Here is a 15485-nt window from a genome sequence, read left to right on the forward strand (position 1 = left end):
TTAGGTTTTCCCTCGGGCCAGGGAGCGTCGGCCCACCCTGGCTGCCCACGGGAGTATGGTCATGAGCAAAAAAATGCTGGTAGTGCTAACCAACACCGCCAAGTACCCGGCTCTGAAGCGGGCGACAGGGCTATGGCTGGGTGAAGCCGTGCACTTTGCCGCCAAGGCCGAAGATGCCGGCTATAGCCTCGATTATGTCAGCCCCCTGGGCGGTTATGTCCCGGTTGACCCACATAGTCTGCAGATGGCACCGGACCTGGACTGGCAGTGGTATGACAACAAGTCTTTCATGACACGCCTGGGCCGCACGCTGAGCCCTGGGCAAGTAGTCGTCGGCGAGTACAGCGCCATCTATTACACCGGCGGGCATGGCGTAATGTACGACTTTCCCGACAACCAGCCGCTCCAGGCGCTGGCGCGCCAAATATACGAGAACGGCGGCGTGGTGGCGGCGGTGTGCCATGGCGTGGTCGGCTTGCTCAACGTCAAGCTGAGCGACAACAGCCTGCTTTTGAAAGACCGTCAGGTGACGGGTTTTTCCAACACGGAAGAGAAACTGGTCGAGCTGGACAAGGTAGTACCGTTCCTGACGGAGAACGAGCTGCGCGCCCGTGGCGGTCGTTACAACAAACATGACGATCCTTGGCAACCTTTTGTGGTAGCCGATGACCGGCTGATCACCGGGCAGAACCCAGCCTCAACAGCGTTGCTGGCCGACAAGGTGCTGGTCCAGCTGGCGGGCAGATAACGCTTACGCAGGTTTGCGTAATTACTGTCACACTCGCTTTCTTCGGCCTACAGCCGTACGAGCGTTGAAAACCTAGGCTTTGGGCTCGGCTGTTCAACTGGAACAGCGTTGCAGCGGAGCGCAATAGGTCTATGTCGTACATCGTCAACGCCGGGCGTAGCATGCTGGAGTTGCTGTTGCTCATCGTGGTGGGGCTGGTGCCCGTGGTTTCCGGGTTGCTGGTGATGATCCTGCAACTGCAAACGAAACTTGCGGAAAACGCGACTATTTCCGTGAAGGAAGCGGTTTACAGTGTCGATCAGGCATTCAACCGCATGCAGGAAACTGCGTTGCGTTCACTACCGCTGGCCGGGCAGCCTTGTGCGAGCGCCATGAACACTTTGCAGGATCAAGTCACCAGCCTGTCCATGCTCAGGTCACTCACGCTGGTAAAGGACGAGCAGGCCTATTGCAGTACTACGCCGGACCCGCTGGAGGATTTGACCGCATTTGCCACATCTGGCCGCCAGGTCGAGATTTCCTATGGGCTCGCCGACACCCGCCGCAAACTGCTGGTAAACCTGTATACGGCCGACAATAACCAGGGGGTCATCGTCACGGCATATGCCTCGCAGCTTCGCAGCGAGCTGGACGCTTTCCAGGACGGGTTGACGCTGCTGCTGGAATTCGACGACCGCTACCTGTGGAGTGGCGGCGACAGCCGCGCCGGCGCCCGCCCCTCGCAGGACGAGTTTTCGACCAGCATGCTTTCGCAGAAATATGGATACCGGGTCGTAGGCGGCTATGCCGAAGGCTTCACCGCGCGGGAGATTCGCCAGTCGATGCGCCAGACCCTGCCCTCCCTGATGCTGGTGGGGGTTCTGACCGCCTCGGTGGTTTTCCTGGCGCTGATGAAAGGGCGCGCCAACAGGCGTGGCCGCGCCGCCGAAGGGACATGACGGCGGCGCTACCACCAGCGTATCAGTCGGTGCTCAGCACGCCGCGACGCACCTGGTCACGCTCGATGGATTCGAACAGGGCCTTGAAGTTACCTTCACCAAAGCCGTCGTCGCCTTTACGCTGGATGAACTCGAAGAACACCGGCCCGAGCAGGGTTTCCGAGAAGATCTGTAGCAGCAGGCGCTTGTCTTCCGGCTGCGAGGCGCCGTCGAGCAGGATACCCCGCGCCTGCAACTGATCAACCGGCTCGCCATGGCCGGGCAGGCGCTCTTCGAGCATTTCGTAATAGGTTTGTGGCGGCGCCGTCATGAAGCGCATGCCGAACCCCTTCAGCGCGTCCCAGGTCTTGAGCAGGTCATCGGTCAGGAAGGCAACATGCTGGATGCCCTCACCGTTGAACTGCATCAGGAACTCCTCGATCTGCCCGGCGCCCTTGGACGACTCTTCGTTGAGCGGAATGCGGATCATGCCATCCGGGGCGGTCATCGCCTTGGAGGTCAGGCCGGTGTACTCACCCTTGATGTCGAAGTAGCGAATTTCACGGAAGTTGAACAGCTTCTCGTAGAAGCCCGCCCAGTAGGCCATGCGCCCACGGTAAACGTTGTGGGTGAGGTGGTCGATGATCTTGAGGCCGGCACCGACCGGGTGGCGGTCGACACCCTCGATGAAGTTGAAGTCGATGTCGTAGATCGAGCTACCTTCCTCGAAACGGTCGATCAAGTACAGTGGCGCACCGCCAATGCCCTTGATCGCCGGCAGGCGCAGTTCCATCGGGCCGGTTTCGATTTCTACCGGCTGCGCGCCCAGTTCCAGCGCACGGGCATAAGCCTCATGGGCATTGCGCACACGGAAGGCCATGCCACATACCGATGGGCCATGTTCCGCGGCAAAATACGACGCGATGCTTTTAGGTTCGTTGTTCAGAATCAGGTTTATGCCACCCTGCCGATACAGGTGCACATTCTTGGAACGGTGAGTCGCGACCTTGGTGAAGCCCAGCATCTGGAATACCGGCTCCAGCACGCCTGGGGCCGGGGCCGCCAGTTCGATGAATTCGAAGCCCATCAGGCCCATTGGATTTTCAAAGATATCTGCCATGTTCGTGTCCTCATCTGCAGCTAAAAATTAATGATTGCGTGGGATGCGGAACAGAAATGGCGGGGAGCACGGGATCCCTCGCACGCTACGGGCGAGGAAGTCACCTATGATCAGCTTGAACCCATGGTATGTCATATGGACCCATTCTCGGCGGGCTTGATCCTTCGGCACTGAAGGACCTTATTGTTTTATTCGTAAACCGATTCTACATTGCGTAAATCCCTTTGTCGCGTTTTTGTTAAGGCCTCTGCCCGACTAACGGCTATGCTCTGTTGACCCTTCAGCGTAGCCCTTCAACGTAGCCACCCAGCATGCCCCTTACAGCCAAACACCGCAGCGTCTTCAGTTGGCGCACCCTGCTACCGCTGGTGGTCGGCATGGTGCCGGTAGTGAGCGGCCTGGCGATCATGAGCTGGCAGATCGAACGGGAAATGCAGGCCAGCAGCCACGCCACCACGCGGCACGTGCTCGGCCATATCGAACATATCCTTGACAACCTGTCGAGCGCCGCCGACAGCTTGCTGGCGCACACCGACGTTCCCTGCGAGCAAGCCCAGTTGCTGCTGCGTACCCAGGTCACGCGCAACGCCTTCGTGCGCTCCACCAACCTGTTCAGGCACAACAGCATTTATTGCACGTCGCTGTTCGGCGCATTCGATGAGCCAGTCAACCCCGCTGACTATGTCGATGGCAAACTGTGGCTGATGGATGGCAACTCGGTCACCCCCGGCCACCCACTGTTGGTGTACAGGGCCAGCCAAGGGGACCACGGCGCAATCAGCACGGTCGACGGCGATCACCTGCTGACGGCGCTGCGTTTGATAGGCGCCGACGAAGCGTTGTACATTCGCGTCGGCGACGCCTGGATGGGCAAGGACGGCATCGTGCACCATGGCCAGCCACCGGTCGCTGACCACGCCAATGTGCTGCTGGCCTCCACGCGTTATCCGCTAAGCGTACAGGGCGGGTACAGCGCCGCCGAGCAAAGCCGGCTGTGGCGCAGCCATTACCCGGCCCTGCTCGGCATGCTGCTGGTCCTGGGCGTGGTCGCCGGCCTGGTATGCCACTGGCAGGTGCGCCGTGCCAACTCACCCCGCGCCGAGCTGAGGCGGGCGCTGGAGGCCGACGAATTCCTGCCGTACTTCCAGCCGGTGGTGCGCAAGGGAGATTACCGCTGGGCCGGCGTCGAAGTGTTGATGCGCTGGAACCACCCTCAAGAGGGGCTGGTACGCCCCGACCTGTTCATCCCCTATGCGGAGCACAGCGGGCAGATCGTGGCCATGACCCGGGCACTGATGATGCACACTGCGCAAGCGCTGGCGCCCTATGCGACGTTGCTGGAGGACGGCTTCCACGTGGGCATCAACATCACGGCCGACCACTGCCGCGACCTGACCTTGCTGGAGGACTGCCGGACGTTCCTGCAGCACTTCCCCCCAGGCCGGGTAGTACTGACCTTGGAGCTGACCGAGCGCAAGCTCATCGAACCCACCCCCGTGGCGCTTGAACTGTTCGAGAAGCTCGATGACATGGGGGTGAAGATCGCACTCGACGATTTTGGTACCGGCCAGTCCAGCCTCAACTACCTGCTTCAGTTCAAGGTCGATTACCTGAAGATTGACCAGCGCTTCGTGGCCATGATCGGTGCCGATGCGCTGTCGGTGCATATCCTGGAAACCATCATCGAGCTGTCAGCCAAACTGGGCCTGGGCATTGTCGCCGAAGGTGTGGAAACCGAAACGCAGCGCGATTACCTGGCTCGCCATGGCGTGGACTATCAGCAAGGCTACCTGTTCGCCAGGCCCATGCCTGCAGATCAGTTTCTCGAAGCGCTGGCCACCCGCCCGGGCGCCTCGCGGTTGCCGCAAGCCGCGCCCCCTGAGATCATCGGCGGCTGACCTAACCGCTCCACTCCTGTATTCGAGGCATTCGTGTCAAAAGGCATTGTTTCATCCGTCGTGGCGTCCTGCATGTTCGCCGTGATGTACTTCTATACTTCGTTGCTCAGGCCACTCGATGGCGAAGAGATATTCGGCTGGCGCACGCTGCTGACCCTGCCCTGCCTGACCTTGTTCATGCTGGTTTCCAAAGACTGGAAACGCGTCGGCCAATTGCTGGGGCGAGTGCGCCGCACGCCGGTGCTACTGCTCGGCATGCTCGGCACTTCGTGGCTGATGGGGGTGCAATTGTGGCTGTTCCTGTGGGCGCCCCTGCACGGGCGCAGCCTGGAAGTGTCGATGGGCTACTTCCTGCTGCCACTGGCCATGGTCCTGACCGGGCGACTGGTGTATGGCGAGCGCCTGTCACGCCTGCAGGCCGTGGCCGTGGCCAGCGCCGCACTGGGTGTGGGCCACGAAATCTACCAGCATGGCAGTTTCGCCTGGGAAACCCTGGTGGTGGTGACCGGTTACCCCGTCTACTTCGTACTGCGCCGGCGCTGCGGCACCGACCACCTCGGTGGCCTGTGGTGCGACATGTGCCTGCTGCTGCCGTGGGCGCTGTATTTCGTGATCCAGGGGCCGCTTTCCAGCGCCGACCTGCAGGCGCACCCAGGGTTGTACGCACTGATTCCGCTGCTGGGGGCGATCAGCGCCTGCGCCCTGATCGCCTACGTGCTGGCCAGCCGCTTGCTGCCGTTCAGCCTGTTCGGCCTGCTCAGCTACGTCGAACCCGTGCTGCTGGTGGGCGTGGCGTTGCTGCTGGGCGAAACCATCGGCCCAGACCAGTGGTTGACATACCTGCCGATCTGGGCCGCCGTGCTTGTGCTGGTGCTCGAAGGTTTCAAGCACCTGCTGCGTCAACGTCGCCGTTCGGTGTAAGGCGCACCTGCCTTACCCGCCGTTCTTCGATCGCCTCCACGGTCAGCGTCCAGCCATTGCAACGCAGCTGATCACCCACCATTGGCAGGCGGTCGAGCAGGCTCATCACCAGCCCGGCGAGGGTCTGATAGTCCTCGGTGGCCCGGGCGCTGAAGCCGGTACGCGCCTGCACCTGGCTGAGGTTCAAGGCACCACTGACCACGAAACCCTCACCTTCCTGCACGATGCCAGGGCCGTCAACCTCGCTGGCATCCGGCAGTTCGCCAGCAATCGACTCCAGGATGTCGGTCATGGTCAGCAGGCCAGTGAAGTCACCGAACTCGTTGACCACGAAGGCAATGTGCGTGGACTGGTCGCGCATCTGCTCCAGGGCGTTGAGGATACTGAAGCTTTCCAGCAGGTTCAGCGGTACCCGGGCCATGCCTTCCAAGTCGGGCTGGTTACCCGACAGCAGCTCCTTGAGCAGCTCTTTCTTGTGCACGAAGCCCAAAGGCTCGTCGATTCGGCCGCCGCGTATCAGCGGCAGGCGCGAATACGGCGAGTTGGCCAGGGCCTGGGCAATGGCCTCGGGCGGCTGCGCCAGGTCAATCACGTCGACCTCGGTACGCGCGGTCATCACCGTGCGAATCGGCCGCTCGGCCAGGTTCAGCACGCCGCTGATCATCACCCGCTCGCGCCGGTCGAACAGCACCTGTTCTTCGCCACCCTCGACCAGGTCGGCGATTTCCTCGCCCACCTCGTCAGCTTCGACGCGACGGCCGCCCAGCAGGCGCAGCACGGCATGCGCAGTGCGCTCACGTAGCGGCTTATGCTGCTGCAGGCTGCGCTTGCGCCGGGCACGGTGCAGCTGGTTGAACAGTTCGATCAGGATCGAGAAGCCAATGGCCGCGTACAGATAGCCTTTGGGTATGTGGAAGCCCAGGCCTTCGGCGGTCAGGCTGAAACCGATCATCATCAGGAAGCCCAGGCACAGCATGATTACCGTGGGGTGGGCATTGACGAAGCGGGTCAGCGGCTTACTGGCAACGATCATGATGCCGATCGAGAAGATCACCGCGATCATCATCACCGACAGATGCTCGACCATCCCTACCGCAGTGATCACGGCGTCCAGCGAGAACACCGCATCCAGCACCACGATTTGCGCAACGATGGGCCAGAACGCAGCATGACGCAGTGTGCCGCTGGCTTGGGTCACATGCCCTTCAAGGCGTTCATGCAACTCCATGGTGGCCTTGAACAACAGGAACACACCACCGAACAGCATGATCAGGTCACGGCCAGAGAAGCTCTTGCCGAACACCTCGAACAGCGGTGCCGTGAGGGTGACCATCCAGGAAATGCTGGCCAGCAGGCCCAGACGCATGATCAGCGCCAGGCTCAAGCCAATGACCCGGGCACGGTCGCGTTGCTGCGGGGGCAGCTTGTCCGCCAGGATGGCGATGAACACCAGGTTGTCGATACCCAGCACCAGCTCGAGGACGATAAGCGTCAACAGGCCTAGCCAGGCCGTAGGATCGGCTAGCCATTCCATTAGCGGGTACTCACGAGGGCAGCGTCACGAGGACGGGGAAGGTTTGGCCAGGACGGCCACGAACTGGGGGGCTCCGCGAAGGTGCTCATATGGACCTTGATAACAATTAGGGAGAATGATGCTACAAGGACATCAGGATTGTCCGACAGCGTAAAACTATTACAAAACCTGTAACAGGCCGGCGGGCGGAATGAGGCCGGCCGCTGGGCGCACATTTCGACGGGTCGCCTGGTGCGGGTACTTTTGTTCAATACACCCCACCCCGCGACCGGCCAGCATAGCCGCCTCACAACAAAATGGATCTCCTTCATGAGCTTGTCCCTCTCCATGGCCGCCTTCGCACTGGCGGCTTCCATCTCCCCCGGTCCGGTCAATATCGTCGCGCTCGGCAGCGGTGCCCGCCATGGCCTGCGGGCCAGCCTGGGCCATGTGACCGGCGCCACGCTGGGCTTCTGTGTGTTGCTGGTGCTGGTCGGCCTGGGCCTTCACCAACTGCTGGTGCGCTGGCCGGTGCTGGGCCTGCTGTTGCACTGGGGCGGTGTGGCGTTCCTGCTGTACATGGCATGGAAACTGGCCAGTGACAGCGGCGAGCTGGGCAGCGCACACTCCGAGCAGGCACCGTCGACCTGGCATGGCGCCGCCATGCAGTGGCTCAACCCCAAGGCCTGGTTGGCAGCGGTGGCCGGGGTTGGCGCCTACACGAGCGGCGAGCAGCATCTGCTGTGGCTGTTCACCTGGATCTACGGGCCAATCTGTTTCGTTTCGGTAGCGTGCTGGGCCTGGGCTGGGAGCGTTATCCGCCAGTACCTGGGCAACCCGCGGCATATGCGCCTGCTCAACCGAGGGTTGGCCGTGCTGCTGTGCGGCAGTGCGCTTTACCTGGTGATCTGAGGCCGGCCCGGCCCGCCTTTGGCGGCAGACGCTGGCCTATGCAGGCGTGCACGCGCGGGCGCCAGCATTGCGGTAATGCCCCGGTGTTGCCGCCAGGTGCTGCTTGAAGGCGCGCTGCAAGTGCGCCTGGTCGGCGAAACCGACTGCTTGTGCCACCTCGGCGATAGCCCGCCCTTGGCGCAGCTGCGCCCGCGCCAGTTGCACGCGCTGGTCAAGCAGATAGCCGTGGGGGGTCAGCCCGAAGTGCTGGCCAAACGCCCGGATCAGGTAGGAACGCGAAAGGCCACAGGCAGCACAGATATCCTCAAGCCGCAGTGCATCGCAGCGATGGGCACGGATGAACGCGGCTGCGGCCTCCAGCCGTGGGTTACGCACTTCGGCGACCTGCGCACTGCCCTGCAGCAGGGCGGGCAATTCGCGGAACAGCGCGACCAGGCGCGCCTCGCGGTCCGGCACAGTGGCATCGAACAGCTCGGCAAAAGCCTGCAACAGCCGTTGGTACAGCACGGCAGAGGCGCTGAGTGGCTGCACCGGCAAGGTGAACCCCAGCGCTTGCAGCCACGGCCAGTCGACGAACAGCATCAGGTAGGACCACGGCTCCCCTGCAATCGGGTTGCAGGTATGCACGACCCCAGGGTTCATCAGGACGGTAGTGCCCGCCGCAACCTCATGGCGCTGATCGCCATTGAGGTAAGTGCTACGCCCACCGGTGATCACCCCAATGGAAAAACTTTCGTGGGAGTGCGCGGCGTAGCACACCTGGCGCCCGTCACCTACCTTGCGGGCCTCGACAAAGGGTAGCGCAGGGTCGCGCCAGAACCGTGATACCTCGATCATTGCCATCCCCAGTTGCCGTGTGCCTGGATACTACACAGTTATTGCGGGAACAGGTCCAGGGTGCGTTCCACTTCACCGATATCGACCCTGAACCCGTCGCCCTCCGGCAGACCGACCACGAAGCCGAAGTGCTGATGATCACGGTCGGTCAGGTACTTGTAGTAGCTAACGAAGCGGTTCGGCGGCTGCAGCGTCAGCAGGCAGCCGCCGGGCTGCAGCACATTAACGCCATGCACCAGTTGGCTACCCTCCACGCCAATCACCACCTTGGCCCCGGCGCAGGCGGCGATGATGCTCGGCACATCCGACTTGAGCGGGTTGACGATGCGAAAACCCCGAGTAACCCGCAGGTGCTCGGCAAGCGCCAGCTCGTTGCGCAGCAGGCGCAGGTCACCATCACCGCCGCGCAGCAGGAACACACCCGGGTGCGGCGCATGGGCGACATGCGCCAACAGCTTGTCGCCCATGGCACGGTAGCGGGCATGCCGGCTGCGGTTGTTGCTCTGATCGTCGAACAGCACCAGCTCCCGGAAAAACGCGCTGCGCAGGCGCAGCGGCTGCATGTCCAACCAGGCTTCGTAGGCCGGCGCCTGGGTGAACAACGGGTACCTGGCCGACGGTGCCGTAGTCACCGGCACACCCTCGTTGCAGGCCAGCGCATACGTGGGGCAATCCTCCATCAGCCAGGTGCCGAACCACGAGTTGCCATTCTGCGTGCAGTAGATGGCAGCGCGGTCGATTTCATGGTCCACCACAATGCGCGGGAAAGTGTTCGGCTTCTGCGACAACCAGTGGCTGGCCTTACCTTTGTACAACGCCCCGTCGACCAGCCAGACATCCTTGATCAGGTAGCCACGGGTCGGCCCTTGCAACGCACTGATGCCACCCTCCATGGTGCGCGCCGGGTGCACGTAGGGGTAGAACCGCTTGCCTTCCCATCCAGTCACCCGCTCCAACTGCCCCGGCAGGTAAATGGCCGGTGGCGCCACCGTGGTCTCGCCCGGGGCGATGTCCCAACTTTTGCTGGCAAGGCTTTTGACGTCGATCGGCGGGGTTCTGCCCAGCCGTTTGCGGGCGATGTAGCGGTAGGCAGCGAGGGTCCAGCTGCGTTGCGCAGCGGCCGGCGAAGCATTGAACTGCGAGATGTCGCTTCTCATGAAGCGTCCCCCCTTGATGACGAAGGTTCAGCGCAAGGCGCAAAGTGATGACTCAACGCATCCTTGCGCCCCTTCAACTGCACACTACGCGCTGCATGATGGGGGGAGACTGCTGGTTGGCGTAGCGGTTGCGCAGAGCTTGCACGAAGGGTTCGCCAATGGCGTTGTCGCCGTAGAGGTAGATCTTGTGCAGGCCGCCGAACACCATCTCATGGTAGCGGCTGGCAACTTCCTCATCGCTGGGGCCTGCTGGCAGGCCCAGGTGCAGGGTCAGTTTGTCGCCTTCCATGGCAAACATGGGCGTGTCCCAGAGAAACTTCGCCGCGCCGGTCTTCGGCAGCCGCACGAACAGGTAAGCATGGTTGCCCAACGAATCGATGTCGCCCCCACGCCGCCGCTTCCACTTCAGCAAGCCGTCGTCCGGGCGCGCCAGGCACAGGCCGATGTCGTAATAATCGAAGCCGTGTTCCAGTGCCCATTCCAAGGCCATGAAGGTGGTGATCGAGTTCACTTCGCGCAACTTCTTGGCATCTGAAAACACCGCTTCGCAATAGCCGAAGCGCAAGGTGCTCCAGTAACGCTTGCCATCGCGCACCACTTCGCAGCCAAGGTGGCAGCCGATAACCTCATCGCCGCAGGTGATCAGGTCGAGCCGCCCGACACTCTGGGCAATGCGGAACACTTCGTCGGTGGGAAACTGCGCCGCATGAATGCCTTGCCTGGCAGTCGCGTACGGCCGCAACAGCTCACGGTCGGCCATGGCAATCTCGTCATCGGCAAGTGCCTGACGCATCTGATAAAGCGGGCGGTTCTTGCGAATGCTACGCCGCAATTCACTGTCGTAACGCGCGGTGATGTCTTCCAGGGGGCGCCCCAGTGGCACCACGGCGCTCAGATAGTGCGGCACCGACAGCGCGCCGGTAGTGGGCATTTCGCTGATCAGCACTACATGGTCGGCAGGTGCGCTGGCACTGGCGCTTTCCACGATCGCTGCACTGCCCTGCCCCTTGCCGCCAATCAGCAGCTTGGCCATTTCCCGTTGGTGCTTGCGGCCGATGTAAAGGATCTCGTAAGGGCTTTCCTGTTGCAGCCGAAACCTGGCAACTTCCCAGCGCCACAAACAGGCGCGCGCCATGACCTCACGCACTTGGCTACCCAACTGTCTGATTTCGTAACGGGTGGAGGGCGATATGAGTTTCCGCGCCGCTGCGGTCAAGGTCGCTTTCATTTCTGCTTCCACGTCCATTGAAGTGCCAGGGGTGTATCGGAACAACAGATAAACAGCGAAAAACACTTAACGCATTGATATTGAACGGTGACACCGTAAATAAACTTCACATTCAGTAACAATTTAAGGTGGCCCAAATCACTTTGGCAAGTGGCACTTGGCTGGTATTTGTCTGAATTATTCTGGCGCCAAATTTCCTGCCGCCACTGCGTTTATTGGCAACAAATTGCTATAAGCGTGCCGACGTCACGGTAACCTGTTACCACTTCGCTATCGATAACTGGCGTTTGATGCCTTCTTTGCATAAAGAGGTGCATCATCATGATAGGCAACAATCCCCACCACGCCCTGCTCGCGGCACAACTGCCGCATTGGGCGCGTCGTGCCACCCCTGGGCAATGGGGCTTTCTACAGGCCAGTCAACTTGCCCCGTGGCAGTTGCAGGACGAGTTCAACAATGCCGCACCCGACCTGCGCGAGGCGGTTTTCGCCAGCCATAACCAGTTGCTGCATGCGCAAGCGGCGTTGGCAAAGGCGCTCAATGGGCTCAAGCAGATCAGTGAGTTTGCCGAACCGCTGCTACACGGCCGCCTGGCAGAACACGGGCTGGATACGCCCTTGCTCGATACTCAACTATTGCGGGTCGAGCACGATTGGCATTGGCTGGGGCTGTGCCATCTTTCCAGCCATCGTCGCGATAACCTGCTCCAGGCTGCCCTGCAGAACTTCGCCGATGATGAAACGTTCACACCCGAGAGTGCCATCGCCAGAAGTGGTGATATCCAGGTTTTTGCAGTTGAAGTACCCGGCTCGGTACCGATTGGCATGCAAACGCCCGCAGCACACTTCACCCTGCGGTCCGAGCGCTACCAGGTGAAGCCCCTGCCTCTGGCCCCCCAGGCATTCGCGGCGCTGTGCCGGGAGCTGGACCTGGGCGGCGCCTACCAGACCCACCTGGACCAGCACCTGGCCCGGCCCGAAACCCGGGCACTGGCTGTGCGTTTACAACAAGCACGCTTGCGCCTGGCCGCCGACCTGGCCTACCTGCGGCACCAGCTGGACGGGGCCTCGCGGGACGAAGTGCAGCGGCTGCTACAAGGTCACCCCGTGCAATGTTGGCAGCTGGCGCTGTTTGGCATCCCCCTGCACGAGGTCATGCTGATCGATGCCGGCGCGCACGGGCTGGTACTGCATATGCCGGGCCACGAACCGGCCCTGTACCTGTGCAGTGACCTGGCGGCGGTGCACGCCACACTGGCAACCCTGCTTGTGGAACCCGCTGAACGTCAGGCATTCGCCGCCTATATCCAGCAGGATGAACAGGCGCACTTCTTCGACGTGCTGCAGCAGAACCTGGATGCGGCCGGCAATACCGCCTTCGACCGCCCATGGCCACGCGCAGCGCAGGCTGACCTGCGCCTGACCCGCCAGGCGATCACGCGCGAACCGTTCGGCTACTGCCATGACCAGTATCTGCTGCGCCTCAAGCATGAAGCCAGCCTGCTTGCGGTGCCCACCGCAGCCGCGGACGCCAGCGCCAGGGCCAGGCGGCTCGAAGCGTGGGAAAACCTGGGCTGGGACGCGCTCAATGCCGCCGCATTCTTCGTGCCCGGTGTCGGCACCTTGATGCTGGCAGTGACCGCCTGCCAGCTGCTGGGGGAAGTGGTGGAAGGCTACGAGGACTGGCAAGCAGGCGACCGCCAGCTGGCCCTGCGGCACCTCGAAGCGATCGGCCTGAACCTGGCCCTGCTCAGTGGCTTCGTGGCGGCGGGCCAGGCGCTGCCCAAATTGTTCGACAGCCCCTTGATGAACAGCTTGCAGGAGGTGCGCAGCGATGATGGCCGCTACCGGCTGTGGAACCAAGACCTGGCACCTTACCGCAGTGACGTGCAACTTCCGGCCGACGTGCATGCCAATGCCCAGGGCCAGTACCTGCATGAGGGGCGCCTGTTCATCCGGATGGACCGCCACCTCTACGAACAACGCTTCGATGACGCCCGGCAACAATGGCGCATCGTTCATCCACAAGCAGCCGAAGCCTGGCAGCCGCCACTGGAGCACAACACTCAAGGCGCCTGGCGCGGTGAGCACGAGCAACCCGGCGACTGGTCGTTAGAGACAAGCGTACGCCGCCTGGGCGAGGCCTACGCCGCCTTCACCCCAGCGCAGGTCGAACAAGCCGGCCGCATCTGCGGCATCGACAACGAGCAGCTGCGCCAGGTGCATGTCGAAGGGCTGCCACCGCCCCCGCTGCTGCTCGACACCCTGCAACGCCTGAATGCGCAAGCCGCGGTGCAGGCCCTTGGCGACAGCGCACCGCCAGGGCTGTTCCAGCAACTGTACGAGGGCAATGGCGCGGTAGCGCCAGCGGTGCAGCAGCTACTCGACACCTACCCAAGGCTAACGTCCCCCCTGGCCCGGCGCATGCTGATGCGTTTGAACGCCGCCGACACCGCTGCCTGGCAAGCGCATGGCAAGCTCCCTGCGTGGTTTGGCATGCAGCTGCAACAGCTGGACAGTGAATTGCCGCTGGTCCGTGCCCTCGAGGGTGTGGTGCAACCGGCATTTGCCAGCGACGACAGTGAACGGTTGGTGTTCAGTGCACTCGACGCTCTGCCAGGCTGGCCCCGCGACCTGGGCCTGCAACTGCGCGCGGCAAGCCCTCAAGGGCCGCTGCTGGCACGGGTTGGCACTGAGCACGCCAGCCTGCAAAGCCGGGTAATCAAGTCGGCCGAAGGCTACGAAGCTGACCTGGGTCAACGGCCTGCCCCGGCAAAACGGGATCGGGACCTTTGCCGTGCAGTGGCGCAGGCGCTGCCAGCGCATGCCCGGCAATCCCTGGGTACGGCAGCCGACGGTAATGCCTTACGCCAGCACCTGCTGGGCTGGGTTGCCGAACACCGCCAGACCCTGCCACAGCGCCTATGGGGCCCGCGGGCCGTGCGGCCCAGGCCAACGGCTGGCTTGCGCGGCGGTCGCCCGCTGGCGCCGCTTGCGCCTCAGCCCCGGCAAACCGGCTCGGTAGAAGGCGCTTATCGGCGGATCTATCCCAATGCCAGCGATGCCGAAATCCAGGCCTGGCTGGGCCATGACGACGAAGAGCCTTTCGCCGACGACCTGAGCTCGACCACCCAACGCCTGCGCGATCTGCACCAGCGCCTGCAGGACCTGCGTGCCGACCTGCAACGCTGGGTGCAGGCAGACCCTGCGCGCGCAGCGCAGCGCCAGCCAGCGGTACGCCCTTTGGTCAACGCCTGGCGGCGCCTTTCAACCCTGCCGTTTGCCGCCACGGGGCGCATGTATAGCCTCGAGCTTTCCGGCCTGGGGCTGAACGACGAGGACCTTGCGAGCCTGGCGTTGCCGGATGATTTCGCCCATGTCGAGCACCTTTCGCTCACTTATAACAACGAGTTGAGCCACTTGCCGGCAGCGTTCACGCAGCGCTTCCCCAACCTCAGGCGCCTGATGCTGTCGGATTGCCGCTTCGACCGTGTACCGCGCCTGCCCCAGCCGTGGCAACTGCACTGGCTGGACCTGGACAGCAACCGGATTACCTGGGATGCCAATGCCCAGCAAACACTGGATCGCTACACGCGGCTGGTGCAGCTGGACCTGTCGGACAACCCGCTGATCAGCGCACCGGACCTGCGTAATCTTGCGCAACTGAAAACCCTGTTCCTAACCGGTTGCAGCCTCGTCGAGCTGCCGCAAGGCCTGGACCAGATCAGCGAACCGTTCGTGCTGGACCTGGCCTCCAACCAGTTTCAGCACCTGCCCGCAAACTTCGCTGTCCCCCGGCCCGTCGCCGATGCCTTGCGCCTTGAAAGCGAGTGGCTGGGCGCGCCCCTGCGCGCTCAGATCGACGCCTACAATGCCGCGCACCAGGTCGACCTGCTGGTCAGCGAAAGCGACTATCTGGATTTCTTTGAGGAGACTGGCCCCGACGAAGCGGCGCTGTGGCAGCGCCTGCCACTGCCGTACCGCCGTGACCTCAGAGCCTTGCTGGACATGGAGCCATTCCTGTCGCAACCGCAGCAAGCACGTGTGGAGTTCTGGCGACGGCTGGCCGTGCTCGAGGCCGATCCGGAACTGAACCAAGCAGGGTCGAGACCCCCGGCGCACGAACTGTTCACCCAGCAGCTTTAGGCAACAAGCGGCGCCTGGTCGATCAGCCAGGCGCTGCGCTCAGGGGTGTACCACACTGGTGTTTTTCCCGGCGCCGGTGCATGCTCAG

At 62.6% G+C, this 15485-nt stretch carries 11 protein-coding genes; 6 read left to right on the forward strand and 5 right to left on the reverse strand.

Going from position 1 to position 15485, the window contains the following annotated elements; translation table 11 throughout:
• The first annotated feature begins 61 nt into the window (after positions 1–61).
• Both ACF8SD_RS10565 and ACF8SD_RS10570 read left to right on the forward strand, forming a co-directional pair.
• A complete protein-coding gene (locus ACF8SD_RS10565) occupies positions 62–748 on the forward strand; it encodes a type 1 glutamine amidotransferase domain-containing protein (protein WP_392484867.1) in 687 nt (228 codons plus the stop codon).
• 131 nt (positions 749–879) lie between these two features.
• On the forward strand, positions 880–1686 hold the full coding sequence (locus ACF8SD_RS10570) for a CSS-motif domain-containing protein (protein WP_173889610.1): 807 nt from the start codon (positions 880–882) through the stop codon (positions 1684–1686).
• A gap of 22 nt (positions 1687–1708) precedes the next feature.
• Here the strand turns inward: ACF8SD_RS10570 and hppD are convergent, their stop codons facing one another.
• Positions 1709–2785: a 4-hydroxyphenylpyruvate dioxygenase gene (gene hppD / locus ACF8SD_RS10575; protein WP_173889612.1), complete on the reverse strand. Its 1077-nt coding sequence runs from the start codon at positions 2783–2785 to the stop codon at positions 1709–1711.
• 311 nt (positions 2786–3096) lie between these two features.
• Between hppD and ACF8SD_RS10580 the strand changes: the two genes are divergently transcribed.
• Positions 3097–4683 carry an EAL domain-containing protein gene (locus ACF8SD_RS10580; RefSeq protein WP_392484868.1) on the forward strand — a complete coding sequence of 529 codons (1587 nt, stop codon included), beginning with the start codon at positions 3097–3099 and terminating at the stop codon, positions 4681–4683.
• A gap of 33 nt (positions 4684–4716) precedes the next feature.
• Entirely contained in the window at positions 4717–5604 is an 888-nt protein-coding gene (rarD, locus tag ACF8SD_RS10585) for an EamA family transporter RarD (protein ID WP_173889616.1), read from the forward strand.
• Here the strand turns inward: rarD and ACF8SD_RS10590 are convergent.
• Positions 5567–7138 carry a TerC family protein gene (locus tag ACF8SD_RS10590; protein WP_392484869.1) on the reverse strand — a complete coding sequence of 524 codons (1572 nt, stop codon included), beginning with the start codon at positions 7136–7138 and terminating at the stop codon, positions 5567–5569. The two genes, rarD and ACF8SD_RS10590, sit on opposite strands and share 38 nt — an antisense overlap.
• Positions 7139–7447: 309 nt before the next feature.
• On the opposite strand from ACF8SD_RS10590, the gene ACF8SD_RS10595 reads away from it, so the two are divergent.
• Entirely contained in the window at positions 7448–8029 is a 582-nt protein-coding gene (locus ACF8SD_RS10595) for a LysE family translocator (RefSeq protein ID WP_392484870.1), read from the forward strand.
• 36 nt (positions 8030–8065) lie between these two features.
• On the opposite strand, the gene ACF8SD_RS10600 is transcribed toward ACF8SD_RS10595, so the two are convergent.
• The 3 genes from ACF8SD_RS10600 to ACF8SD_RS10610 all read right to left on the reverse strand — a co-directional run bounded on the left by ACF8SD_RS10600 (position 8066) and on the right by ACF8SD_RS10610 (position 11251).
• Entirely contained in the window at positions 8066–8866 is an 801-nt protein-coding gene (locus ACF8SD_RS10600) for an AraC family transcriptional regulator (RefSeq protein WP_392484872.1), read from the reverse strand.
• A gap of 38 nt (positions 8867–8904) precedes the next feature.
• A complete protein-coding gene (locus ACF8SD_RS10605) occupies positions 8905–10023 on the reverse strand; it encodes a glycosyltransferase 61 family protein (protein ID WP_173889624.1) in 1119 nt (372 codons plus the stop codon).
• A 73-nt stretch (positions 10024–10096) separates the two neighbouring features.
• Entirely contained in the window at positions 10097–11251 is a 1155-nt protein-coding gene (locus tag ACF8SD_RS10610) for a hypothetical protein (protein WP_173889626.1), read from the reverse strand.
• Positions 11252–11572: 321 nt separating this feature from the next.
• Between ACF8SD_RS10610 and ACF8SD_RS10615 the strand changes: the two genes are divergently transcribed.
• Positions 11573–15397 carry a dermonecrotic toxin domain-containing protein gene (locus ACF8SD_RS10615; RefSeq protein WP_392484874.1) on the forward strand — a complete coding sequence of 1275 codons (3825 nt, stop codon included), beginning with the start codon at positions 11573–11575 and terminating at the stop codon, positions 15395–15397.
• Positions 15398–15485 lie beyond the last annotated feature (88 nt).

The organism is Pseudomonas sp. CJQ_9, assembly GCF_043106615.1.
Classification (GTDB): domain Bacteria; phylum Pseudomonadota; class Gammaproteobacteria; order Pseudomonadales; family Pseudomonadaceae; genus Aquipseudomonas; species Aquipseudomonas juntendi.